General features: G+C 74.3%; 21 protein-coding genes. 17 read left to right on the forward strand and 4 right to left on the reverse strand.

The window, feature by feature from the left end; genetic code table 11:
* Window positions 1-254: 254 nt before the first annotated feature.
* The 3 genes from FE374_RS02085 to FE374_RS02095 are packed head-to-tail and all read left to right on the forward strand — an operon-like array spanning window position 255 to window position 1,338.
* Entirely contained in the window at window positions 255-473 is a 219-nt protein-coding gene (locus FE374_RS02085; RefSeq protein ID WP_139927019.1) for a DUF4244 domain-containing protein, read from the forward strand.
* Complete coding sequence (locus tag FE374_RS02090; protein WP_139927020.1) at window positions 470-910, forward strand: TadE family type IV pilus minor pilin; 441 nt, start codon at window positions 470-472, stop codon at window positions 908-910. Before FE374_RS02085 ends, FE374_RS02090 begins: the two co-directional genes overlap by 4 nt.
* A 14-nt stretch (window positions 911-924) precedes the next feature.
* Window positions 925-1,338, forward strand: a complete 414-nt coding sequence (locus tag FE374_RS02095) for an Rv3654c family TadE-like protein (RefSeq protein ID WP_139931242.1) — start codon at window positions 925-927, stop codon at window positions 1,336-1,338.
* 11 nt (window positions 1,339-1,349) lie between these two features.
* Here the strand turns inward: FE374_RS02095 and FE374_RS02100 are convergent, their stop codons facing one another.
* Window positions 1,350-2,210 (reverse strand): MBL fold metallo-hydrolase, encoded by an 861-nt coding sequence (locus FE374_RS02100; RefSeq protein ID WP_139927021.1) that lies wholly within the window; start codon window positions 2,208-2,210, stop codon window positions 1,350-1,352.
* Window positions 2,207-4,735, reverse strand: a complete 2,529-nt coding sequence (locus FE374_RS02105) for a DEAD/DEAH box helicase (protein ID WP_139927022.1) — start codon at window positions 4,733-4,735, stop codon at window positions 2,207-2,209. The genes FE374_RS02100 and FE374_RS02105 overlap by 4 nt, the downstream gene beginning before the upstream one ends.
* A 303-nt stretch (window positions 4,736-5,038) precedes the next feature.
* Between FE374_RS02105 and FE374_RS02110 the strand changes: the two genes are divergently transcribed.
* The 10 genes from FE374_RS02110 (at window position 5,039) to topA (ending at window position 17,957) form a co-directional block, all read left to right on the forward strand.
* The gene (locus FE374_RS02110) at window positions 5,039-5,485 is read left to right on the forward strand and encodes an STAS domain-containing protein (RefSeq protein ID WP_168205543.1); all 447 of its coding nucleotides are present in this window, start codon (window positions 5,039-5,041) and stop codon (window positions 5,483-5,485) included.
* 80 nt (window positions 5,486-5,565) lie between these two features.
* Entirely contained in the window at window positions 5,566-7,878 is a 2,313-nt protein-coding gene (locus FE374_RS02115) for a sodium-translocating pyrophosphatase (RefSeq protein WP_139927024.1), read from the forward strand.
* A gap of 103 nt (window positions 7,879-7,981) precedes the next feature.
* Window positions 7,982-8,737, forward strand: a complete 756-nt coding sequence (locus FE374_RS02120; RefSeq protein WP_139927025.1) for a histidine phosphatase family protein — start codon at window positions 7,982-7,984, stop codon at window positions 8,735-8,737.
* Window positions 8,734-9,600, forward strand: coding sequence for an NAD(P)H-hydrate dehydratase (locus FE374_RS02125; protein ID WP_139927026.1), 867 nt, complete (start codon window positions 8,734-8,736; stop codon window positions 9,598-9,600). Before FE374_RS02120 ends, FE374_RS02125 begins: the two co-directional genes overlap by 4 nt.
* A gap of 46 nt (window positions 9,601-9,646) precedes the next feature.
* Window positions 9,647-11,293: a DUF7059 domain-containing protein gene (locus FE374_RS02130; RefSeq protein WP_139927027.1), complete on the forward strand. Its 1,647-nt coding sequence runs from the start codon at window positions 9,647-9,649 to the stop codon at window positions 11,291-11,293.
* A gap of 102 nt (window positions 11,294-11,395) precedes the next feature.
* Window positions 11,396-12,253 carry a glucose 1-dehydrogenase gene (locus tag FE374_RS02135; RefSeq protein WP_139927028.1) on the forward strand — a complete coding sequence of 286 codons (858 nt, stop codon included), beginning with the start codon at window positions 11,396-11,398 and terminating at the stop codon, window positions 12,251-12,253.
* A 16-nt stretch (window positions 12,254-12,269) separates the two neighbouring features.
* Window positions 12,270-12,953 (forward strand): YqjF family protein, encoded by a 684-nt coding sequence (locus tag FE374_RS02140; RefSeq protein WP_139927029.1) that lies wholly within the window; start codon window positions 12,270-12,272, stop codon window positions 12,951-12,953.
* On the forward strand, window positions 12,950-14,080 hold the full coding sequence (locus FE374_RS19035) for an FUSC family protein (RefSeq protein WP_168205544.1): 1,131 nt from the start codon (window positions 12,950-12,952) through the stop codon (window positions 14,078-14,080). The genes FE374_RS02140 and FE374_RS19035 overlap by 4 nt, the downstream gene beginning before the upstream one ends.
* A 95-nt stretch (window positions 14,081-14,175) precedes the next feature.
* Complete coding sequence (locus tag FE374_RS19040; RefSeq protein ID WP_168205545.1) at window positions 14,176-15,030, forward strand: phosphatase PAP2 family protein; 855 nt, start codon at window positions 14,176-14,178, stop codon at window positions 15,028-15,030.
* Window positions 15,031-15,176: 146 nt separating this feature from the next.
* Complete coding sequence (gene topA, locus FE374_RS02150) at window positions 15,177-17,957, forward strand: type I DNA topoisomerase (protein WP_139927031.1); 2,781 nt, start codon at window positions 15,177-15,179, stop codon at window positions 17,955-17,957.
* A gap of 105 nt (window positions 17,958-18,062) precedes the next feature.
* On the opposite strand, the gene FE374_RS02155 is transcribed toward topA, so the two are convergent.
* Entirely contained in the window at window positions 18,063-18,764 is a 702-nt protein-coding gene (locus tag FE374_RS02155; protein ID WP_139927032.1) for a hypothetical protein, read from the reverse strand.
* Window positions 18,761-19,141, reverse strand: a complete 381-nt coding sequence (locus FE374_RS02160) for a PadR family transcriptional regulator (protein WP_223173622.1) — start codon at window positions 19,139-19,141, stop codon at window positions 18,761-18,763. Before FE374_RS02160 ends, FE374_RS02155 begins: the two co-directional genes overlap by 4 nt.
* Window positions 19,142-19,216: 75 nt before the next feature.
* Between FE374_RS02160 and FE374_RS02165 the strand changes: the two genes are divergently transcribed.
* From FE374_RS02165 to FE374_RS02180, 4 genes are all read left to right on the forward strand, one after another.
* Entirely contained in the window at window positions 19,217-20,263 is a 1,047-nt protein-coding gene (locus tag FE374_RS02165) for a Gfo/Idh/MocA family protein (RefSeq protein WP_139927033.1), read from the forward strand.
* 136 nt (window positions 20,264-20,399) lie between these two features.
* Window positions 20,400-21,140 (forward strand): dTMP kinase, encoded by a 741-nt coding sequence (gene tmk / locus FE374_RS02170; RefSeq protein ID WP_230978426.1) that lies wholly within the window; start codon window positions 20,400-20,402, stop codon window positions 21,138-21,140.
* Window positions 21,137-22,324: a DNA polymerase III subunit delta' gene (locus tag FE374_RS02175; protein ID WP_139927034.1), complete on the forward strand. Its 1,188-nt coding sequence runs from the start codon at window positions 21,137-21,139 to the stop codon at window positions 22,322-22,324. Before tmk ends, FE374_RS02175 begins: the two co-directional genes overlap by 4 nt.
* Window positions 22,325-22,395: 71 nt before the next feature.
* On the forward strand, window positions 22,396-23,916 hold the full coding sequence (locus FE374_RS02180; protein ID WP_139927035.1) for an alpha/beta hydrolase: 1,521 nt from the start codon (window positions 22,396-22,398) through the stop codon (window positions 23,914-23,916).
* The last annotated feature ends 7 nt before the right edge of the window (window positions 23,917-23,923 follow it).

A 23,923-nucleotide genomic window follows, 5' to 3' on the forward strand; every position in this document is an offset into this window, starting at 1 on the left:
ACCCGCCTGCGCGGCGGGTGAACGCTCGGCCGCGGCATCAATGCAGACACTGCCGTGCCGAGCCGTCTCGATCCACAGCGCGCGCGACTCTGGCGCTGACGCGGCGGACCGTTGCGTCTCATGCCACCCCGTCCACAGCCGGCTCGGCCGGGTCGACGGCGATCCCCCCGCGTCCAGCAACCTCGGTGGCAACGGTTCGGCACCAGCCCGACCGGCACCAAGGGGCCCCAGCGCCCCGGAGAAAGGGGAGCACGATGACGATTCGACGGCGGTGGGGGCAGGCCCGGACGTCACTGGGGCGGCGGGTCGCCCGCCTCCGTAAGCAGGACGAGGCCGGCATGGCGACGGCCGAGTACGCCGTGGGGACCGTGGCGGCCGCATCGCTGGCCGGCGTCCTGCTTGCGATCCTGAAGAGCGAGTGGGTGCGGGAGCTCATCTCCGACCTCATCCGCTCGGCGCTCGGCCTGGGATGACCGCGTCCTCACCGGCGGTGGGCGGGCTCGCCTGCCCGCCGCCGGGCGGCCGGTCCCAGGCCGCCACCCATGCGCCCCGGGACCGTGGCCACGGCCGGCGGGAGCGAGGCGGCGTCACGGCCGAGCTGGCGATCGTGCTGCCGGGAGTCGTGCTGCTGCTGCTCGCCCTGCTCACGGCCGCGAGCGCGGCCCTGACCCAGGTGCGCGTCGCCGACGCCGCCCGTGCCGGGGCGCGGGCCGTGGCGCTCGGAGAGCCGCACACGGTGATCATCGACATGACCGCCAGGCTCGCCGGCGAGGGGGCGTCGGTGCGGGTCGCGAGCGACGGCCCCTTCGTGGTCGTCGAGGTCGCGCGCGACCTGCCGGGCCCGCTCCGCCTGACCGACCTGGTGGCCCGGGCGACTGCCAGGGCCGTGCCCGAGCCGGGGGCGCCGTGATGCGCGCGGGCGAAATGGGGACCGGACGGACCGAACGGGACGGGCGGACGGTACAGCCAGGGTCGCGCCCCGGTGACGGCAGGGAGCGCGGGTCGGGCACGGTGCTCGGCCTGGCGCTCGTCGTGGTGCTGGTCATCCTTACCGTCGCGGTCGTCGGTCTCGCCCGGGCGGTGCATGCCCGCGGTACCGCCCAGAGCGCCGCGGACCTCGCCGCGCTCGCCGCAGCCTCTGCCCTTCACCGAGCAGGTGGCTCGATCGACGACCCGTGCACGGTGGCCGCGCATGTGGTCGAGGCCAACGACGCCGAGCCCGCCGGGTGCACGGTCAGCGGGGCGGTCGTGGAGGTCCGCGCCCGGGTGGTCGTCCTCGGGCAGTCCGACGGTGTGCTGGTGGCCCGCGCCAACGCCCGCGCCGGACCGGCGCGCTGATTCGGGGCAGGTCAGCGTCCCGCCAGGTAGTCCAGCTGGGCCTCGACGGACATGCGGGCCGCCGCCCAGAGGGCCCGGTCCACGTCGGCGTACACCTTCGCCACCACTGCCATCGGGTCCGCCGCGGTCGGCGGCAGGCCCAGCTCGTCGAGCGCCCGCCGGATCTCGACCAGGCGCTGTTCGCGGTGGCGCCTGTACTCGCGGGCAACGGCGACGACGTCGGGACGCTCGGGGCCGTGGCCGGGCAGCATGACGCCGTCACGGCCCTGGTCGATCAGGAGGTTCAGGGAGTCCATGTACTGCGCCAGGCTGCCGTCGGCGGGGTCGAGGACGGTGGTGCCGCGGCCCAGAACCGTGTCGCCCGTGAGGAGAGCGCGCTCCGGCGGCGCGGCTAGGTGCGGTGTGTGCTTCGAGGCCGGCGGCTGATGTTCGACCAGGAGACTGATCGAGTCGGCGGTGTGCCCCGGGGTGTGCAGGACGGTGATTCGCAGGCCCGCTGCCTGGACGACCTCCCGGTCACGCAACGGCGCCGCGCCGCGGCAGAAGTCGCTGGACCATGCGCGCACGGGAGCTCCGGTGCGCGCGGCGAGCGCGTCGAGGCCGCCGGTGTGGTCGTGGTGGCGGTGGGTGACGAGGAGGGCTTCGACGCGGCCGCCGTCGGTTGAGCATGCGGCGGTCACCGCGGCGGTGTGGGCCGGTGCGTCCGCCGGGCCCGGGTCGACCACAACGCATCCGTCGACGCCCGGGGCTCGCAGGATCCAGGTGTTGGTGCCCTCAAGCTCCATCGCGCCGGGGTTGTGGCACAGCACCACCGACGCGAAGCCGGTAACGGCCCGCGGAACCTCGTAGGCGGGGTGGGTGGGAGTGTTCATCGGGACGCACGCCGACCGTTCGCGGGGATCGTGCCGCCGCCGCCGCCACCGTCGCCGACGCCGTCGCCGCCGCCTGCCGCGCCGGTGCCACCGGCGCCCGCCGGCGCCGCCCCGAGCAGCAGCCTGAGCAGCCGGACCGCGCCGTGCTTGTCCAGGGGGGAGTTGCCGTTGCCGCACTTGGGCGACTGCACGCAGCTGGGGCAGCCGTCCTGGCACCGGCAGGCGGTGATCGCGTCCAGCGTGGCCCGCAGCCACTGCGCGGCCGCCCGGTAGCCGCGCTCGGCGAAGCCCGCGCCGCCGGGGTAGCCGTCGTGCACGAACACAGTGGGCTGCCCGGTTTGTGGGTGGACCGCCGTCGAGAGCCCGCCGATGTCCCATCGGTCGCAGGTGGCCAGCAGCGGCAGCAACCCGATCGAGGCGTGCTCGGCGGCGTGCAGCGCGCCGGGCAGCGCGTCCTTTCCAACGCCGGCCGACTCGCACGCCTCGGCGCTGAGCGTCCACCACACCGCCGTGGTCGGCAGCACCCGCTCGGACATGTCCAGCGGGTACGAGCCGATGATGTCCAGGCCCGGCACGCGGCGCTTGTCGTAGCCGGTGACCTGGCTGGTGACCTCGACGTCGCCGAAGGACCACAGCACCGCGGCGTCCGCGGAGCTCCAATCCTGCCGGTCCCGGGTGCCGATGATCCGCACCGACGACGTCGAGCGGGCCTTGGTCCGGTGCCCCACCTCCGCGTCCTCGTGGACCAGGGCCACCTCGTCCTCCAGGGCATCGACGACGAACGTGCGGCCCTGGTGCACGTACACCGCGCCGGGGAAGACGGTTCCATCGGCACGGGCGCCGTCCACGGTGCCCAGGACCGTGCCGGTGCCGATCTCCACCACCTGCACGGGCCGGTCGAGGCCGCCGCGCAAGTCGGTGAGGTCCTGCGCCCGCTCGGGCCGGGCGAAGTTCCAGAACCACCCGTTCGGGCGGCGCCGCAGCAGCCCCCGGCGGACGAGCTCGTCGAGCAGCGTCCCGTCGGGCAGCCCGAAGAGCGGCAGGTCGGCGTCGGTCAGCGGTGACTCGGACGCGGCCGCGCACAGGTGCGGGGCGAGGACATAGGGGTTGGCGGGGTCGAACGTCGTCGCCTCCACCCCCGAGCCGAAGATCGCCTCCGGGTGGTGCACGAGGAACCCGTCGAGGGGGTCGTCGCTCGCCACGAGCACCGCCACGCCGTCGGCCCCGGCGCGGCCGGCCCGGCCTGCCTGCTGCCACAGGGACACCCGGGTGCCTGGCCAGCCGGCGATGATGACGGCGTCGAGCCCGGCGACGTCCACCCCGAGCTCCAGGGCGTTCGTGGTGGCCAGCGCGAGCAGCTCCCCGCTGCGCAGCGCCCGCTCCAGCTCCCGGCGCTCCTCGGGCAGGTACCCGCCGCGGTAGGCGGCCACCCGGGCCGCCAGCTCTCCGTCGACCTCGCGCAGGCGCCGGCGTGCCTGCTCGGCGATGACCTCGGCGCCGTATCGCGACCGGACGAAAACCAGGGTGCGGGCCCCGGCGGAGACCAGGTCCGCGAGCAGGTCGGCCGCCTCGGCGGTGGCGCTGCGCCGCGGGCCGTCCTCGAGCGCCTCGCTCGCGGCGTCGGTGGCAGCGAGGTCCACGCCCTGGCCCGGCCAGGTCGCCGCCCACCCCGTCGACAGCGCCGGCTGCCACAGCGCGACGGATCGCCGGCCGGACGGCGCGGCGTCCTCGGTGACGGCCACGACGTCCTCGGTTGGCACCCCGACCAGGCGGGCCGCGGTCAGCGCCGGCTCGGCGGTGGTGGCGGAGGCGCACAGCACGGTCGGCTGCGCCCCGTAGTACGCGGCGAGCCGCAGCAGCCGGCGCAGCACCAGGGCCACGTGGGCGCCCAGCACCCCGCGGTAGGCGTGGCACTCGTCGACGACCACGTACCGCAGCCCGCGCAGCAGCCGCTGCCAGCGACGGTGCGCGGGGAGCATCGAGAAGTGGAGGAAGTCGGGGTTGGAGAGGACGACGTCGGCGTGGTCGCGGGCCCAGTCACGCTCGGTCAGCGGCGTGTCGCCGTCGCACGTGGTGACCCGGATGCCGCGGAGCTGAGCCGCGTCCAGGAGGCGGTGCAGCCCGGCGAGCTGGTCCGCCGCCAGCGCCTTGGTGGGGGAGAGGTACAGGGTCGTCGGGCGGCGGGTGTAGTCCCCGATCCGGCCTGAGGCGGGGCTGGCGGCCTGGGCGGCGCCCTCCCGGACGGCCGAGAGCACGGGCAGCCACGCGGCCAGAGACTTGCCCGAGCCGGTGCCGGTCGCGATCACGGTGTGCCGGCCGGCCCACGCGGCCTCGGCGGCGGTGACCTGATGCTCCCAGGGCGCACTGACCCCCATGCGTCTGTAGCCGGCCACCACGTCCGGGTCCGCCCACGTGGGCCAGTCCGCCCGGCGGCCCTCGCGGGCCGGGAGCTGCTCGAGGTGCACCAGCCGCCCGTCGCGCGCACCGGTGGCGCGCAGCAGGTTCACAAGGTCGGGGCCAGACACGGTCCCAGTGTGCGTCACGGCACCGACAACCTCGCCCAGTCATCCCCCCAGCCCCCGGCCCGCGCAGCGGCCACCCACCCCATCCCCGCGCACACATCACCGCGACGCGTCGACCTTTCGCGACATCTCATGACGTCTCACCGAGGACTTGACGTGTCACCGAGGACTTGACGTCTCGCGCACTCGCGCGGGTGGGGTTGGCAGGCACCTGCCAGGGACACAAGTCCCCTCTTCCGGGGGCTGGTCGTGGTGGCGCGGCGTGCCACGATGTGGGCTCAGGGGGCAGAAGGGGGGACCGGACGAGTGAACTTCTCCGTGCAACGACGCGAGGTGGACGGCGTACCGGTCGTGAGCGCCGTCGGGGAGCTCGACGGCGGCTCGGTCGAGCTGCTGGCCGGCGAGCTCGAGCTCGCGCTGGACGCGCTGCCACCGGCGATCATCGTGGACCTCGCGGGCGTGACCTTCATCGACTCCACCGGTGTGCGAGCTGTGACGCGCAAGCAGGACAGCCTCGTCTCGCTGGAGACCCGGCTGTATGTGGTCGCCCCCGCGGACCGGATCCGGGAGGTTTTCGTCCTGACCGGGACGGCCGACGGTGTGCCTCTCCACCGCAGCCTGGACGAGGCGCTCGTGGCGGCCGCTCAGGTGCCGATCATGCAGGCCACGGCCGTGGTGCGGGTCCCCGCACACGGCCTTGCGGGCCCCGCGGATGCGGTCGCGGTTCCTCCCAATCGTCAATCGGGTGCCTGATCGGCGGGTAGGCTCCGCTACGACGTGCCGCCCGGGCGACGACGCCCGTGGCCGGTGAACTGCGCTGCCAAGGAGGGCGGATGCTGGATCTGGGAACCTCGAGCCTGGCCATCGTCGGGGCTATCGGGGTCATCGCCCTCGTCGCGCTCGTGATCGCGGTGGTCCTGCGAAGGCAGGTGCTCGTCGCGGACGAGGGCACCCCGCGGATGCAGGAGATCGCCCGTGCGATCCAGGAGGGCGCCTCGGCCTACCTGACCCGCCAGTTCCGGACGTTGGCGGTCTTCGCCGTCATCGTCTTCGGGCTGCTCTTCCTCCTGCCCGCCGACCCTGAGGTCAAGCTGGGCCGGGCGATCGCCTTCCTGTTCGGTGCCGGGTTCTCCGCCTCCATCGGCTACCTGGGCATGTCGCTGGCCGTGCGCGCCAACGTGCGCGTCGCCGCCGCGGCCACCCGGAAGAACGGCCGCGCGGAAGGGGCGCAGATCGCGTTCCGCACCGGCGGCGTCGTCGGCATGAGCGTGGTGGGCCTCGGCCTGCTGGGCGCGGCCGGCGTGGTGCTCATCTACCGCGCGGACGCCCCGGCGGTGCTCGAGGGCTTCGGCTTCGGCGCGGCGCTGCTGGCGATGTTCATGCGCGTGGGCGGCGGCATCTTCACCAAGGCCGCCGACGTCGGAGCGGACCTGGTCGGCAAGGTCGAGCAGGGCATTCCCGAGGACGACCCCCGCAACGCCGCCACCATCGCGGACAACGTGGGCGACAACGTGGGCGACTGCGCCGGCATGGCGGCGGACCTGTTCGAGTCCTACGCCGTCATGCTCGTCGCCTCCCTGATCCTGGGCACGGCCGTGATGGGGGAGCAGGGGCTCATCCTTCCGCTCATCGTCACCGCCGTCGGCGCCCTGGTCGCCGTGCTGGGTGTGTTCATCACCAAGGTGCGCGGCTCCGAGTCCGGGCTGCGGGCCATCTACCGCGGCTTCTACCTCTCCGCGCTCGCCGGCGTCGTGCTCGCCGCGGTCGGCGCGTACGTGTACCTGCCCAGCACCTTCGCGGCCATCCCCGGCGTCAGCGAGGAGCTGGCCGGGCACCCCGGCGACCCGCGGCTGATCGTCTCCCTCGCCGTCCTGATCGGCGTGGTGCTGGCCGGCATCATCCTGTGGCTGACCGGCTACTTCACCGGCACCACCTCCCGGCCCACCCTGCACGTGGCGTCCACCACCCGCACCGGTGCTGCCACCGTGGTGCTCTCCGGGATCGGCGTGGGCTTCCAGTCCGCCGTCTACACCGCGGGCATCATCGCCGCTGCCATCTGCGCGGTGTTCCTGCTCTCCGGTGGCTCCGTCGGCCTGGCACTGTTCCTCGTGGCGCTGGCCGGCTGCGGCCTGCTCACCACGGTCGGCGTCATCGTCGCCATGGACACCTTCGGCCCGGTCAGCGACAACGCCCAGGGCATCGCCGAGATGTCCGGTGACGTCGACGAGGAGGGCGCGCAGATCCTCACCGACCTCGACGCCGTCGGCAACACCACCAAGGCGATCACCAAGGGCATCGCGATCGCCACCGCCGTGCTGGCGGCCACGGCACTGTTCGGCTCCTACGCCGACGCCGTCCGCCAGGGCATGGCCGAGTTCGCCGACGCCGGCACCGAGGTCGCCGGCGGCATCGTCGGGGCGATGATGACCTACGAGATCATCTCGCCGATCACCCTGGTGGGCGTCATCCTCGGTGGGGCGACGGTGTTCCTCTTCTCCGGTGTGGCCATCGACGCCGTCACCCGCGCCGCCGGCACCATCGTCTTCGAGGTGCGCCGCCAGTTCCGGGAGAACCCCGGCATCATGACCGGCCAGACCCGCCCCGAGTACGGCCGCGTGGTAGACATCTGCACCCGTGAGTCCTTGCGTGAGCTCGCCACCCCGGGCCTGCTGGCCGCGTTCGCGCCGATCGCCGTGGGCTTCGGCCTGGGCGTCGGCCCGCTGGCCGGGTTCCTCGCCGGGGCCATCGGCGCGGGCGTGCTCATGGCCGTCTTCCTCGCCAACTCCGGCGGGGCGTGGGACAACGCCAAGAAGATCGTCGAGGACGGGCACTACGGCGGCAAGGGCTCCGACGCGCACGCCGCGGCGATCATCGGCGACACGGTCGGCGACCCGTTCAAGGACACCGCCGGCCCCGCGATCAACCCGCTCATCAAGGTGATGAACCTCGTGTCGGTGCTGATCGCGCCGGCCGTGGTTCAGCTGAGCGTCCCGGCCGACACCAACCACGCGGTGCGTATCGCCATCGCCTGCGTGGCCGCCGGGATCGCCGTCAGCGCGATCGCCCTCTCCCGCGTGCGAGCCGCCCGGGCCGACGCCGGCGAGCGCAACGGCTCGCGGCAGGAGGCGACCGCCGGGTCGCACTGACCCGACCTTCAGCGAGGGGCGTGCGGCCGAGCCGCACGCCCCTCACGGTCGGTCCATCGCCGACGCCGTGCGCCCCCGGGCGGTGGACCGTAGGTTCGCCCCCATGGGTGCTACCGAGCTTCTCCTGGTGCGGCACGGGCAGAGTGCCGCCAACGTCGCCGCCGCCTACGCCGAGTCCATCGGCGCCGAGCAGATCGACGTCCCGGCCCGCGACGCGGACGTCGAGCTGTCCGACACCGGCCTGGAGCAGGCCCGCGCGCTCGGCGTGTGGCTGGCGGGCCTGCCCGCGGCGCACCGTCCCCAGGCCGTGTGGTCCTCGCCGTACCGCCGCGCGGCCGACACCGCCCGCACGGCCCTGGCCGAGTCCGGCCTCGATGTGCCGCTGCTCCTCGACGAGCGGCTACGGGACCGGGACCTGGGCATCACCGACACCCTCACCTCCGCCGGCGTGCGGGCCCGCTACCCCGAGGAGGCGGAGCGGCGCCGCTGGCTCGGGAAGTTCTACCACCGGCCCCCCGGCGGGGAGTCCTGGGCCGACGTCGCCCTGCGGGTGCGCTCCGTGCTCGCCGACCTCGAGCGCCAGGACCGCGCCGACCGGGTGCTCATCACCTGCCACGACGCCGTCGTCCTGCTCTTCCGGTACGTGTGCGAGCACCTCGGGGAGACCGACGTGCTGGCCATCGGCCGCGACGAGGGCGTGCGCAACGCGGCCGTGACCCAGCTGGTGACCGACGGGGACGGGTGGCGGCTGGCCGGGTACAACGTCGAGGAGCATCTGGCGGAGCAGGGTGCGGCGACCACGGAGGAGCCTCCGGTGGGAGAGACGCCCAAGGCGGGCGCCGCCGAGGGGCACGCATGACGGCCACGCCGATCACCCCGGCACTGCTGCGCGACTGGCCCCTGCCGGAGCCGAGCGGCAGCAAGTACGGGCGCGGTCAGGTGCTGGTCGTGGGCGGGGCCCGGGCCACCCCGGGTGCGGTGCTGCTGGCGGGCGAGAGCGCCCTGCGGGTGGGCGCCGGCCGGCTCACCGTGGCCGTGGCGGCCTCGGCCGTCGGCCCTCTCGCCGTCGTGCTGCCCGAGGCCGGGGTCCGGGGCCTGAAGGAGGACGACGGCGGCGACGTCGTCGGCACCGACGCCGCGGTCCTCGGCCGCGACCTGGAGCGGGCCGACGCCGTCCTTCTCGGGCCGGGCCTCGGGGAGCCCGAGGGCACCGCCGCACTGCTGGAGGGCCTGCTGCCGGTGCTGCCCGACGGCGTGCCGGTCATCCTCGACGCGTTCGCCCTGGGCGTCCTGCCGGGGCTGCCGCCGGTCCGGGAGGCGCTCGCCGGCAGGCTGGTGCTCACCCCCAACGTCGCCGAGCTCGCCCGGTTGCTCGACGTCGCGGAGGTCGCCGACGACGACGCCACCGACGCGGCCGTGACGGTCGCCGCGCAGTACGGTGCCGTCGTCACCGGCCACGGGACCGTCACGGACGGCACAGAGATCTGGGAGGCCACCACCGGGCACACCGGGCTGGGCACCTCCGGCAGCGGCGACGTGCTCGCCGGCGCCCTGGTCGGGCTGCTCGCGCGCGGCGCCGACAGGGCCCAGGCCGCGGTCTGGGCGACCCACCTGCACGCCAGCGCCGGGGACTCGCTGACGGCGAGCGTGGGCAAGGTCGGCTTCCTGGCGCGTGAGCTGATCCCCGAGCTACCCCGCCTGCTGCACGAGCTGACCGTCTGATCCGCCGCGGGCCTCCACCCGCCGGCGACCTCTCTACGCTCACCCCATGACCGCCCGCCCCAGCCCCGCCCCGCCCGCCGGCCCCGCGACGGACGTCGGCGTCTTGCGCGGCGACCTCGGTGCGGCCGGGTTCACTGTCGACGGCGTGGGCGACCTGCTCGGCGACGTCGCCGGCGCCGCCCTGCACCGCGAGCAGCGCGTGCCCGCGCTACGGCTGGCCCGCGGCGTCGACTCGCCCGCCGCCACCCTCGTTCGTCTCTTCATGCTCGGCGACGAGGTCACCACCGCCGAGCTCGCCGCCGCCCTGCCCGGCACCGGCCCGGCGGGCGCTCAGGCGCTCGGCCTGGTGGCGCGGGCGGGCGCCGGCCACGCCGACCCCGTGCGCGCCACCGTCGACCTGCGGCCCTACGCGGCCGCCGACGCCGCGGGGGCGGCGCACTGGTGGGTGGCGTCCGACCTCGGCGAGGTGGCGACCGGCACCAGCCTGCGCGCCGACCACGTGCTCGGCATCGGCGGGGCGTCCACCACGCTGGCGCAGCTGACCGTGCGAGACCCGCGCCCGCGGGTGCTGGACCTCGGCACGGGCTGCGGGGTCCAGGCACTGCACGCCGCGCGCCACGGCGAGCACGTGGTGGCCACCGACATCTCGGCCCGGGCACTCGGTTTCGCCGCCTTCAACGCCGCCCTGGCAGGGACGGACCTGGACCTGCGCCGCGGGTCGCTGCTCGAGCCGGTCGCCGGGGAGGCGTTCGACCTCGTCGTGTCCAACCCGCCCTTCGTCATCACGCCCACCGCCGCCTACGATGCCGGCCTGCCGCTCATGGAGTACCGCGACGGCGGACGAGGCGGCGACCTGCTCGTGCGTGAGCTGATCACCACCGTCGGCGCCCATCTCGCTCCGGGCGGGGTCGCGCAGCTGCTGGGCAACTGGGAGCACCACCGCCGCGAGGACTGGCGCGACCGGGTGCTCGGCTGGCTCGCGGCGTCGGGCCTGGACGGATGGGTAGTGCAGCGCGAGGTCCAGGACCCGGCCGAGTACGCGGAGCTGTGGCTGCGCGACGGCGGCCTGCGCCCCGAGGTGGACCGGCCCGGCTACGAGGCTGCCTACGCCGCGTGGCTGGGCGACTTCGAGGCGCGCGGCGTCGAGGCCGTCGGGTTCGGTTACGTGCTGCTGCGCCGCCCCGGTCAAGCGGGTCGGCCGTGGCACCGCGTGGAGGAGGTGAGCGGCCCGGTGCGACAGCCGCTGGGCCAACACGTCCTCTACGTCCTCGCCGCCCGGGACTGGCTGGCCGCGCGCGGCGTGCCCGACGGCGATGGCACCCCCAGCGCTCGTGTGCCTGACGGTGGTGGCACGCCCAGCGCTCGTGTGCCCGACGGCGCCCGCGGCCTCACCGTCCTGGCGGACCACCGGTTCGCCGTCGCGCCCGACGTCACCGAGGAACGCTTCCTCACGCCCGGCGCGTCCGACCCCCAGGTGATCCAGCTGCGCCAGGGCGGCGGACTGGGCCGGGTGGTCCGGCCGGGCACGCTGGTCGCGGGCGCCGTCGGTGCCTGCGACGGCGAGCTCACCCTCGGGCAGATCATCGGCGGCCTCGCCGCACTGCTCGACCTGCGCATTGACGACGTCGCCGCCGAGGTGCTGCCCGCCGCCCGTGAGCTGCTCCTCGACGGCTTCCTCCGTCCGGTGCCCTGACTGGCGGCAGGCGCAGTCCTCACACGCTTCGACCGGTGGCACCCCGGCTCCCCGCGCCCCGCCCAGCGTGCGCGCCTCCCGACCCACCCGCACGATGGGTCCATGGCTGACGAGACGACGCAGATCCCCGCCCAGCAGCAGCAGTGGCCCGGCACCCCGAGCAAGCTGACCCCGCCCGCGGACCACGGCGAGACCAGCTACACCGGCCGCGACCGGCTGACCGGCAAGAAGGCCCTGATCACCGGCGGCGACTCGGGCATCGGGCGCGCCACCGCCATCGCCTTCGCCAAGGAGGGCGCCGACGTCGCCATCACGTTCCTGCCCGAGGAGCAGGCCGACGCCGAGGAGACCCGCCGCCACGTCCAGGCCGCGGGGCGCACCTGCGTGCTGCTGCCGGCCGACCTGCGCTCCGAGGAGGCGGCGACCGACGTCGCCACCAACGCGGTCAAGGAGCTCGGCGGCCTCGACGTCCTGGTCAACAACGCCGGCTTCCAGATGTCCCACCAGGCCCTGGAGGAGTTCCCCGGCGAGCAGATCGAGCGCACGTTCGCCACGAACGTCTTCGCCACCTTCTGGCTCACCAAGGCGATCGCCCCGCACATGCGGCCCGGGTCGAGCATCCTCAACACCACGTCCATCCAGGCGTTCCAGCCGTCCGAGCCGCTCCTGGACTACGCCGCCACCAAGGCCGCGCTCAACAACCTCACAGTGAACCTCGCGACGGAGCTCGGCCCGCGGGGCATCCGGGTCAACGCCGTGGCCCCCGGGCCCATCTGGACCCCGCTCATCCCCACCACCTTCCCCGAGGAGAAGGTCGAGGGCTTCGGCGCCGACACCCCGCTGGGCCGCCCAGGCCAGCCGGTCGAGGTGGCCAGCGCGTTCGTGTTCCTCGCGAGCGACGAGGCCAGCTACGTCTCGGGCACCGTGCTGGGCGTCACCGGCGGCAAGGCCGTGTTCTGACCGACCGGAGGCCGGCATGTCCAGCAACCGGGTGCCCAGGCCCGTCAGCCTGCAGCGGTTGACGGACGTGACGTTCCTGCACTGGGCCCTGCCGGCGTCCGCGGTGGAGGAGCGGCTCCCGCCCGGTCTGGACCTGGACACGTTCGACGGCCGCGCCTGGGTGGGCGTCGTCCCCCTCGTCATGCGCGACGTCCGCCCGGCTCGCCTGCCCGCGGTGCCGCACCTGTCCCACTTCACCGAAATCAACGTGCGCACCTACGTGCGCGGCCCCGACGGCGTCCCCGGAGTGTGGTTCTACTCCCTCGAGTGCCCACGCCTGCCGGTGGTGGCCGCACTGCGCGGGCTCGGCCTGCCGTACACGTGGGCCCGCACGCACACGCAGACCTCCGGCGAGCACGTCGCCTACCGCAGCCGCCGCCGGGACGGCACCGGCATGCACGCCGCCACGCGCATCGGCAGCCCCGTGGAGAAAGACCAGCTCATGCACTTCCTCGTGGAGCGCTACCACGCGTTCTTCTGGCGCGCCGGCCTGTGGCGGGTACCGGTGGAGCACCGGCCCTGGCCGTTGCGCGCGGCCACCGCCCACGCCGACGTCGGGACCCTGCTCCACGCCGTCCACCTGCCCGGCCCCCGGTCCGAGCCACTGGTCCAGTTCAGCCCCGGGGTGGACGCGCGGATCGGCGCGCCCCGGCGCGCATGAGCCCCGCGCGCACCCCCGTCGTCACCGCGGGCCTGGGGCGCTGGCGTTCCCGGCGCCCCGGCTGGGCCCGCCGCATCTGGGCCCGCCATCCCCGTCTGGCGATGGCCGCACGAGCGGCGATCGCGGCCCCGCTGGCGTGGGTGGTCGCCCTCGCCATCCCCGGCCCGACGGCGGACTACCCCTACTACGCCCCGCTGGGCGCCGTCGTCGCCACGACCTTCACCCTCGCCGGCTCGGTACGCGAGTCCCTCCAGGCCGTCGCCAGCATCGCGCTGGGCGCGATGACCGCGTTCGCGGTGGGGGCGGTCACGAACCAGACGAACCCGCTGGGCATCGCGGTCGTGGTGGCGCTCGGGGTGCTCCTGGCCGGCTGGCGCGTGCTGGGTGACATGGGCTCCTGGGTGCCGACGGCGGCGCTGTTCACGCTCATCATCGGCGGCAGCGACCCGACCGGATACATCGGCGCCTACACCGGGCTGACTCTGCTCGGCGCGCTCATCGGCGTCGTCGTCAACCTCACCTTCCCGCCGCTGCCGCTCGCACCCGCCCAGCACGCGCTCACCCGCGTCCGCGAGCTCCTCGCCGCCCAGCTCGCGGACCTCGCGGACGGGCTCGAGCGGGACACCCCGCCCGACGCCGCCGAGTGGGCCCGGCGCCGCCGCGACCTCGCCGAGCCCATGGGCGCCATGAACGACGCCGTCGTGGCCGCCTCGGAGGCCCGCCGCTGGAACCGCCGCACCCCGCACTACGACATCGCCATCACCCGGCAGGACCGGATGTCCAGCGCGCTGCGCCGCGCCGCCCTCGTGGTCGAGGACCTCACCGCCACCGTCACGGAGGAGGAGCGCGCCGACCTGGACACGCTCGCCCTCGGTCCCGGCCTGCGCCCGCCCGCCGCACGGGCCATGCGCGCCCTGGCCGACGTGCTGCGTCAGGTGGAGGGCCGCGCCACCGGCACCCCAGAGGTCATCCGGGCGGAGCAGGCCGTCGACCAGCTGCGCCTCGCAGTCACCCGCGCCGGCGCCGACCCCTCCGGCCTGCTCGTCGCCGCGAGCCTGGTCGTCTCCCTGCGCCGTCTGCTCGAGGCCGTCACCGACCCGCCCGGATACCGCGAGCCGACCGGTTGACACCGAGCGGCGGAGTGGCTCGCTGGACGGCCGGAGACAAACGCAACGTCGCGCTCGGACCGGGCTGCCGGCCAGCTCGTGGTTATCGTGACCCGGTGACGCAGACACTCACCCGTGAGCAGCGCCGCACCGACAGCACCCGACGGACGGTCGCCGCGCTCCTCGCGGTGCTCGCCGCCGCCGCGGTGACCACGGTGTGGTGGTTCTTCGTCACCACCGCCACTGGCCAGCACCTCGACGACGTCGCCTACACCGGCTCGCGCATCGGTCGCACCCGCCTGGCCGAGTACACCCAGTCCGTGCTCGACGTGGTCTCCGTGCCGTTCCTGATCGTGGTGATCGTGGTAGCCACCGCCGTCGCGCTGCTGCGCCGCCGTTGGTGGCTGGCGCTGGGCGTCGGCGCGGTGGTCGGCGCCGCGAACCTGACGACGCAGCTGCTTAAGTACGAGGTCTTTAACCGCCCCGACCTGGGCATCACCGACGGATACGCCGCCAACACCCTGCCCAGCGGGCACACGACCGTGGCCGGCTCGGTGGGCCTGGCCGTGCTGCTGGTCGCCCCGGCCCGCTGGCGCTGGCTGGTGGCGCCGCTGGCCGCCGTCTACACCGGGGCGACCGGCATCGCGACCATGGCGGACGGCTGGCACCGGGCCTCCGACGTCGTCGCCGCCGTCCTCGTGGTCACCGGGTGGGCGCTGCTCGCCGTGGCGGTGACCGGCCCGGTGGACGCCGTCGGCCCGGTCCGCGCCGCCGGCTGGGTCCTGGGCGTGGCCGGGGTGGCGGGCGCCCTGGTCGCCCTGGTCTGCCTGCTCCTGACCCGCGGGGCCGACGCCGACCCCTCCCGGGCCCAGATGCTCATCGCCTATGGTGGGGCGAGCGTGGGGGTGATGGCGGTCCTCAGCCTCGCCACCCTCGCGGTGCTGCTCGTGGGTGCCCGGCCCGCTCGCTGAGGCGCGTCACCACCAGCGTCCCTGCCGGGTGCGCCGGCACCCAGGTGTGGGCATGAGCACCCGCACCTGCTCCGGTGACGGGGTACCGTCACCGTCGAAAGCGGCCCGGCGCTTCCCGGGCCCGTCCAGAAGTAAGGAACGTCCGCGTGACCACCTCCCGCAAGCTCGTGATCGTCGAGTCGCCCGCCAAGGCGCGCACCATCGGCGGGTACCTCGGCCCCGACTTCGACGTCGAGGCCAGCGTGGGCCACATCCGCGACCTTCCCCAGCCCTCCGAGCTGCCCGCGGACATGAAGAAGGGCCCCTACGGCAAGTTCGCCGTGGACGTCGAGGGCGACTTCGACCCCTACTACGTGGTCGACTCGGACAAGAAGAAGAAGGTTACCGAGCTCAAGCGGGCCCTGAAGGACGCTGACGAGCTCTACCTCGCCACGGATGAGGACCGCGAGGGCGAGGCCATCGCGTGGCACCTGCTCGACGTCCTCAAGCCCACGGTGCCGGTCAAGCGGATGGTCTTCCACGAGATCACCCGCGAGGCCATCACCCGGGCCCTGGAGAACACCCGCGAGCTCGACACCCGGCTCGTCGACGCCCAGGAGACCCGCCGCATCCTCGACCGCCTGGTGGGCTACGAGGTCTCCCCGCTGCTGTGGCGCAAGATCAAGCCCGGCATCTCCGCCGGCCGTGTGCAGTCCGTGGCCACCCGCATGGTGGTCGAGCGCGAGCGGGAGCGGATGGCGTTCCGGTCGGCGTCCTACTGGGACGTCTCGGGCACCTTCACCGGTGGCGACGAGGCCGTGGACCGCCGCGGCTTCGAGGCCCGCCTCGTCACCCTGGACTCCCGGCGCGTGGCCACCGGCCGCGACTTCGGCGACGACGGCCACCTCAAGCCCGCCGCGCAGAAGGCCGACGTGGTCCACCTGCACCAGGCCGAGGCGACCGCGCTCGCCGCGGCCCTGGAGCGGGCCGAGGCATGCGTGGTCTCCATGGAGACCAAGCCCTACACCCGCCGCCCGGCCGCACCGTTCACCACCTCCACGCTGCAGCAGGAGGCCTCCCGCAAGCTGCGCATGAGCGCCCGGGAGACCATGCGCACCGCGCAGGGGCTGTACGAGAACGGCTTCATCACCTACATGCGTACCGACTCCTCGGCGCTGTCCGGGCAGGCCATCGCCGCGGCCCGCCGCCAGGCCGCCGAGCTCTACGGCCCCGAGTACGTGCCGGACAAGCCCCGCGCGTACGGCGCCAAGGCCAAGGGCGCCCAGGAGGCGCACGAGGCCATCCGGCCCGCCGGGGACTCCTTCCGGACCCCCGCGCAGGTGGCCAACCAGCTCACCGGCGCCCAGTTCAAGCTCTACGAGCTCATCTGGAAGCGCACCGTCGCCTCCCAGATGGCCGACGCCCGCGGCTCCACCGCCACGGTGCGCCTGGCAGCGACCGCCGTGCTCGGCGACGGCGCCCGCCAGGCCGAGCTGACGGCGTCGGGCACGGTCATCACCTTCCGCGGCTTCCTGGCCGCCTACGAGGAGGGCCGCGACGCCGAGCGGTACGACGCCGCCGCGGACAAGGAGACCCGCCTGCCGGTGCTGAAGGAGGGCGACGCCGTCGTCACCGATGCGGTCACCGCCGAGGGGCACGAGACCACCCCGCCGCCGCGCTACACCGAGGCCTCGCTGGTCAAGGCGCTGGAGGAGCGCGGCATCGGCCGCCCCTCCACGTACGCGGCGACCATCTCCACCATCACCGACCGCGGCTACGTCGACCGACGCGGGCAGGCGCTCGTGCCCACCTGGCTGGCGTTCTCCGTGGTGCGCCTGCTCGAGGAGAACCTTCCCCGGCTCGTCGACTACGACTTCACCGCCGAGATGGAGGGCGACCTTGACCGCATCGCCTCCGGCACCGAGGACCGGGTCGGCTGGCTCTCACGGTTCTACCGCGGCGACGCCGCCGCCGCCCGGCCGGGCCTGAAGACCCTGGTCGAGGGGCTCGGGGACATCGACGCCCGCGCCGTCAACAGCATCGACATCGGCGACGGCATCACGCTGCGGGTGGGCCGCTACGGGCCCTACCTGGAGACCGCCCCCGCGGAGGAGGGCGCCGAGGGCCGGCGCGCCAGCGTGCCCGACGACGTCGCCCCCGACGAGCTCACCGTGGACTTGGCCAAGGAGCTGCTCGAGCGGCAGGCCGACGACGGTCGCGAGCTCGGCGCCGACCCGGCCACCGGGCACATGATCATCGCCAAGAACGGCCGCTTCGGCCCCTACGTCACCGAGGTCCTCCCCGAGGAGGACGACGGCGACGCGGCGGCTGCCACCACCGGCGACAGCCCGAACGGCACCGCCCCCGCGGGCGCGAAGAAGAAGCCCGTGCGGAAGAAGGCCGCCAAGGCCAAGCCGCGCACGGCGTCGCTGTTCAAGTCCATGCAGCTCGAGACCGTCACCCTCGAGGACGCGCTGCGGCTGCTGTCCCTGCCGCGGGTGGTCGGCGCCGACCCCGAGGGCGTGGAGATCACCGCCCAGAATGGCCGCTACGGGCCGTACCTGAAGAAGGGCACCGACTCGCGTTCCCTGACCAGCGAGGACCAGATCTTCGACGTCACGGTCGAGGAGGCACTGGCCATCTACGCCCAGCCCAAGCGCGGGCGCGGCGCCACCGCCAAGCCGCCGCTGCGTGAGCTGGGGGAGGACCCGGTCTCGGGGAAGCCGGTGTCCGTCAAGGACGGCCGCTTCGGCCCCTACGTCACCGACGGCACCACCAACGCGACCCTGCGCAAGGACGACGCGCCCGAGTCGATCACCCCCGAGCGGGGCTTCGAGCTCCTCGCGGAGAAGCGGGCCAAGGGCCCGGCCAAGAAGCCGGCCCGCAAGCCCGCGGCGAAGAAGACCACCACCAAGACGGCCGCGAAGAAGGCGCCGGCGACGAAGTAGCCCCCCGTTTTGGTTGTGCGCGAGATGTCATCTCCTCCGTGAGACGTCATCTTTGGTGAGACGTCATCTCGTCCGTGAGATGTCATCTGGGGCCGGTCCGCACCGTCAGAAGATGAACCACACCGCGGCGGCCAGGATCGCGGTTGCCGCGGGCAGCAGCCATGCACCGAGCACGGTGGTACGCAGGGCCGAGCGCTCCTCGCGTGCGGCCCCGGCGGCGTCAACCGGGCTCACCACCGGGTCCGCCATACCGGCCGCTGCGCGGTGTTCGGTGATCGCCGAGCCGAGCAGCATCGCGATCCCGAGGACCACCACGGGCTGAGCGGGCATCTGTGCCACGGCGCCGGTGAGGAGCTCCCCGGCCGTCACGGCGACCGCCAGCAGGATCGCGCCGATGACGATCGAGCGAACCGCGTGGTCGACCACCGCGCGCAGGTTCTGGGCCGCCATGACGACGGCGAGCACCATCACGCCGATCGCCACGAGGAGGCCGATCGTGAGGGTGAAGGGCTCGTCGGTCCGCAACGCCATGACCGCGTCGAGCGTCACGTACATGCCGGCGAGCCCGACGAGCGAAGGCACGAGGATGCGCCCCAGGCGGGCCGGCTCGGCGGGCAGCTCCAGGCTCCGTGCGTAGGGTGCTGGCTCCCCGAACGCCGCCGCCGCGCTCTCCCCGCTATCCGTGCAGTGTGTGCGCACCTGCTCGAGGGCGTCGCCGATCAGGCGGCCGTCGACGTCGAGCAGGCGCAGCTCGAGGACGAAGTCGTTCTCCCAGGCGGCGTCCACCGGGGTGTGCGGTCCGGTCATGATCGGCTCTCTCTCTGTGGGGCGCTGCGGGACGGGTCGGGGGACACGGGGGAGTCGGCGACGAAGCCGCGCGTGAGGTCGGCGAAGCGGGCCCACCGTTCCGCCAGGGTGGTGAGCTGGGTGCGGCCCTCGCCGGTGAGTGCGTAGTACTTGCGAGCCGGGCCGCTCTCGCCGGTGCGCCACTCGACCTCGACGAGACCGGCCCGTTCGAACCGCGTGAGCAGTGGGTAGAGGGTGCCGCCCTTGACCGCGCCGACGCCGGCCTCCTCCAGGCGGGCGGAGATCGCGTAGCCGTAGGTCGGCCCGTCGGCCACGACGCGCAGCACGCACACCTCGAGCGCGCCGCGCAGCCACTCACCGGGCCAGTCGTCCACCATGAGCTAGACAGTAGCGCTACCTAGTTAGTGCGTCTACCTACTAGAGATGCGCCCTCGCACGGCTACGCTCGTGACATGGAAGCCCAGGTGACGGCGCCGAACCTGCTCCCCGCGCCCGCAGATCCCACGGACGCACCGCCGCTGCGCTGGGGCATCCTCGGCGCTGGCGGGATCGCCCGCCGCTTCGCCCGTGAGGTGCCCGCCCGCTCGGCCCAGCAGGTGCTGGCCGTCGCCTCCCGGGACCAGCGCCGCGCCGACGCCTTCGCCGCCGAGCACGGCGTGGGCCGCGCCTACGGCAGCTACGAGCTCCTGGTCACCGACGAGGACGTCGATGTCGTCTACATCGCCACCCCGCACAGCGCGCACCGCGACCACGCCCTCCTCGCGCTGGAGGCCGGCAAGCACGTGCTGGTGGAGAAGGCGTTCACCCGCAACGCGGACGAGGCCCTCGAGGTGCTCGACGCCGCCCGCGAGCGGCACCTGTTCGTCATGGAGGCCATGTGGACGCGGTTCCTGCCGCACATGGTCGCCCTCCGCGGACTGATCGGCTCCGGCGCCCTCGGCGAGATCCTTGCCGTCACGGCCGACCACGGCCAGCGGCTGGACACCGTCGAGCGGCTCCTCGCCCCCGAGCTGGCCGGCGGGGCGCTGCTGGACCTCGGCGTGTACCCCGTCTCGTTCGCATACGACGTGCTCGGCGCCCCCGCATCCGTCCACGCTGCCGGCGCCCTCACGGACGTCGGCGTCGACGCGCACGAGGCCGTGACCCTGACCTATGCCGGCACCCGGGCGGTTGCGGTCTGCACCTCGAACATGTGGGCCACCACCGCCACGACCGCGTCGGTGGTGGGCACCGAGGGGCGGGTCGACATCGACGGCCCCTTCTACCGGCCGACGTCGTTCACGGTCACCCCGTTCAGTGGCGCGCCGTGGCGGTTCGAACCCGTCCCGGGGATCACGGCAGCGGACGGCGGGTTCGAGTTCCAGGCCGCCGAGGTGGCCCGGTGCGTCGCGGACGGGCGGCGCGAGTCGGTGGACATGCCCTGGCGGGCGACCCTCGAGGTCATGGAGGTCCTGGACGAGGTCCGCCGCCAGCTGGGGGTCGTCTACCCCGGGGAGTGACGGGCACCAGGCCGCGTGGTCGCCCGAGTGGAGTGACGGGCACCAGGCCGCGTGGTCTACCGAGTGCAGTGACGCGCACGCCTGGACCGGTGGATGACGCGTCAGCTCCGTGGGCGCGGCTGGTTACCCTTGCCAGGTGACCGACCTGCCCCCCGCCGTCCCCCCGACCGGCGCGCCTGCGCCCCAGCCGGGCCGCTTCGTCTCGCTCGAGGGCGGCGACTTCGCGGGCAAGACCACCCAGCAGCGCATGCTCGGGGACTGGCTGCGCGAGCTCGGCCACGAGGTGGTCCTCACCCGCGAGCCCGGCGGCACACCGCTCGGGCAGGTGCTGCGCGACGCCGTCCTGCACGGCGCGGACGTCGACCCGCGCACAGAGGCGCTGCTCTACGCCACCGACCGCGCCCACCACGTCCACCAGCTCGTGCTGCCCGCCCTGGCGCGTGGCGCCGTCGTGGTGACCGACCGGTACCTCGACTCCTCGGTCGCCTACCAGGGCTCCGCCCGCGAGCTCGGAGACCAGGAGATCCGCGCGCTCTCGCTGTGGGCCACCGAGGGCCTGCTGCCCCACGTCACGGTCCTGCTCGATCTCGACCCGGCCGCCGCCGCTGCTCGCCGCACGGGCGCCCCGGACCGGATCGAGCGCGAGTCCGCCGCGTTCCACACCCGCGTACGCGAGCACTTCCTCGCCCTGGCCGCCGCCGAGCCCGGCCGGTACCTGGTCCTCGACGCCGCCCGGCCCGCCGAGGAGATCCACGCCGCGATCCGTGAACGGCTGGCGCCGCTGCTGCCCGCCAGGCCGGACACCGTCGTGCCCGCGACGCCGGACGTCGTCGCGGCGGCCCACCCCACCCGTACCCGCCCGCGGGCCGACCGATGAGCGTCTGGGACGAGGTGGTCGGCCAGGAGCAGGTCGTGTCCACCTTGCAGGCCGCCGTCGAGGCCTCCCGGGCCGGTACCGACGGCGCCCCCGCCGCGGACGCCGGCCGGGCCATGACCCATGCCTGGCTCATCACCGGCCCGCCCGGGTCGGGCCGGTCCGTGGCCGCGCGCGCGTTCGCCGCGGCCCTGCAGTGCACCGACCCGGACGAGCCCGGTTGCGGGCACTGCCAGGCCTGCACGACGACGCTGGCGGGCACCCACGCCGACGTCGCGCTGGTCGGCACGGAGAAGGTCGTCTTCAGCATCGACGAGATCCGCCCGCTGGTCTCCCAGGCGCAGCGCTCCCCGTCCCAGGGCCGCTGGCGCGTCATGCTCATGGAGGACGCCGACCGCATGGTCGAGCGCACCTCCAACGTCCTCCTCAAGGCCATCGAGGAGCCGCCGCCGCGCACCGTGTGGCTGCTGTGCGCCCCGAGCCCCGAGGACGTCCTCACCACCATCCGCTCACGCTGCCGCGCGGTGCACCTGCGCGTGCCGGACCCTCGCGCCGTCGCCGACCTCCTCGTCCGCCGGGACGGGCTCGACCCGCAGGTGGCGCTCACCGCAGCCCGGGCCGCCCAGTCCCACGTGGGTCTGGCCCGCCGGCTCGCCCGGGACCCGCAGGCCCGCGAACGTCGGCGCCGCCTCCTCGGTGTGCCCACCGCCATCCGCGGGGTGGGCGACGCCGTTCTCGCCGCCGCCCAGCTCATCGACATCTCCGCCGCCGACGCCAAGGCCGCCACCGAGGAGCGCGACGCCGAGGAGAAGGCCGCGCTCCTGCGCACCCTGGGCGCCGACGCGGGCACCAAGCTTCCCCCGGCGCTGCGCGGGCAGGTCCGCCAGCTCGAGGAGGACCAGAAGCGGCGGGCCACCCGGGCCCAGCGGGACGTGCTGGACCGGGCCATGGTCGACCTGCTGTCGCTCTACCGCGACGTGCTGGTGGTCCAGCTCGGCGCCGACGTCGAGCTCGTCAACGCCGACGCCGCGGACCAGGTCCGCCGCCTCGCCGAGGGCACCACCCCGGAGCAGACGGTGCGCCGCATGGACGCCGTGGGGGTCGCCCGCGAGCGGCTCGCGGGCAACGTGGCACCGCTGCTGGCGGTGGAGGCGATGATGGTGGCGCTGCGCCCACAGGCCTCCTGACGCCCGCACGTGACCAGTCTCGCTGTGGATCCGGGGTGAGGCCGTCCCGGACCGCCAGGTAGCGTGACCGGGTGAGACCTCTCCGCCCCCTCCTTGCTGCCGTGCTCGCCCTCGCCCTGCTGGGTGGGTGCACCGCCGGCGCCGACGAGCCGGCGCCCAGCCCCGCGAAGGCGGACCTGCAGACCAAGGTTCCCGCCGAGCTGGAGGAGTACTACGGCCAGGACGTCGCCTGGGAGGAGTGCGGCAGCAACCTCGAGTGCGCCGACGTCACCGTCCCACTCGACTACGACGCCCCCGACGGCGAGGACATCACCATCGCCGTCAAGCGCCTGCACTCCTCCCGGGACGGGCAGCGGGTCGGCTCCCTCCTCATCAACCCGGGCGGCCCGGGCTCGTCCGGCACCAGCCTCGTCGACTCCGCGACTGCCTTGTTCAGCGAGGACCTGCGCGCCGCGTACGACGTCGTCGGCTTCGACCCGCGCGGCACCGGTGACTCCACCCGGGTGGACTGTGTGAGCGACTTCGAGCTCGACCGCATCCGCGGCGCCCAGTACGAGCCCGAGACGCCCGCGGGGCTGGAGGCCTACGCGGCGGACACCGACTTCATCGCCGAGGGGTGCGTCGCGAACAGCGGCGACCTCGTCACCGAGGTGGACACCGCCTCCGCCGCCCGGGACATGGACATCCTGCGCCACCTGCTCGGTGAGCCCGAGCTCGACTACCTCGGCTACTCCTACGGCACCTACCTGGGCGCCACCTACGCGGAGCTGTTCCCCGGCCACGTCGGCCGGCTCGTGCTCGACGGCGCGATGGACCCCTCGCTGGGCTCGCACGAGACGGTCCTGGGGCAGGCCCGGGGCTTCGAGCAGGCGCTGCGTGCGTACGTCCAGGACTGCCTCGGCGGCGAGGCCTGCCCGCTCAGCGGCAGCGTGGACGACGGCGTCGCCCAGGTCCAGACGCTCCTGCAGGTCACCGAGGACACCCCGCTGCCCACCGCCGACGGCCGCGAGCTCACCGCGCCGTTGGCGTTCTCGGGCATGATCACCCCGCTCTACGAGAGCCGGACGTGGTTCTTCCTCTCCCAGGCCCTGGACCAGGCCATGAACGACGGCGACGGGTCCCTCCTGCTGTACCTCGCCGACCTCATGGCCGGCCGCGCCGAGGACGGCACGTACCCGGACGGCTCCACCGAGGCGAACTGGGCCATCAACTGTGCCGACTTCGGCTCCACCGGTGACCCCGAGATATGGGCGCGGCAGGCGGAGGAGCTGCGGGAGGCGTCCCCGACGTTCGGGGACATGCTCGCCTACGGAGACCTGCTCTGCGCCGACTGGCCCGGTGACCCCGCCGGCAGCCGTGGGCCGCTCACCGCGGCCGGCGCGGCCCCGATCATGGTGGTGGGCACCACCGGTGACCCGGCGACCCCGTACGAGGGGAGCGTCGCCCTTGCCGACCAGCTGGAAAGCGGTTTTCTGGTCACCTACGACGGCGAGGGCCACACCGCCTACGGTCGCTCCAACGAGTGCGTCGCCGCGGCGGTGGACGCGTTCCTCATCGACGGCGTCAAGCCCGAGGACGGGCTGGTCTGCTGATCTGGCT

Origin of the sequence: Georgenia yuyongxinii (assembly GCF_006352065.1) — a bacterium.
Classification (GTDB): domain Bacteria; phylum Actinomycetota; class Actinomycetes; order Actinomycetales; family Actinomycetaceae; genus Georgenia; species Georgenia yuyongxinii.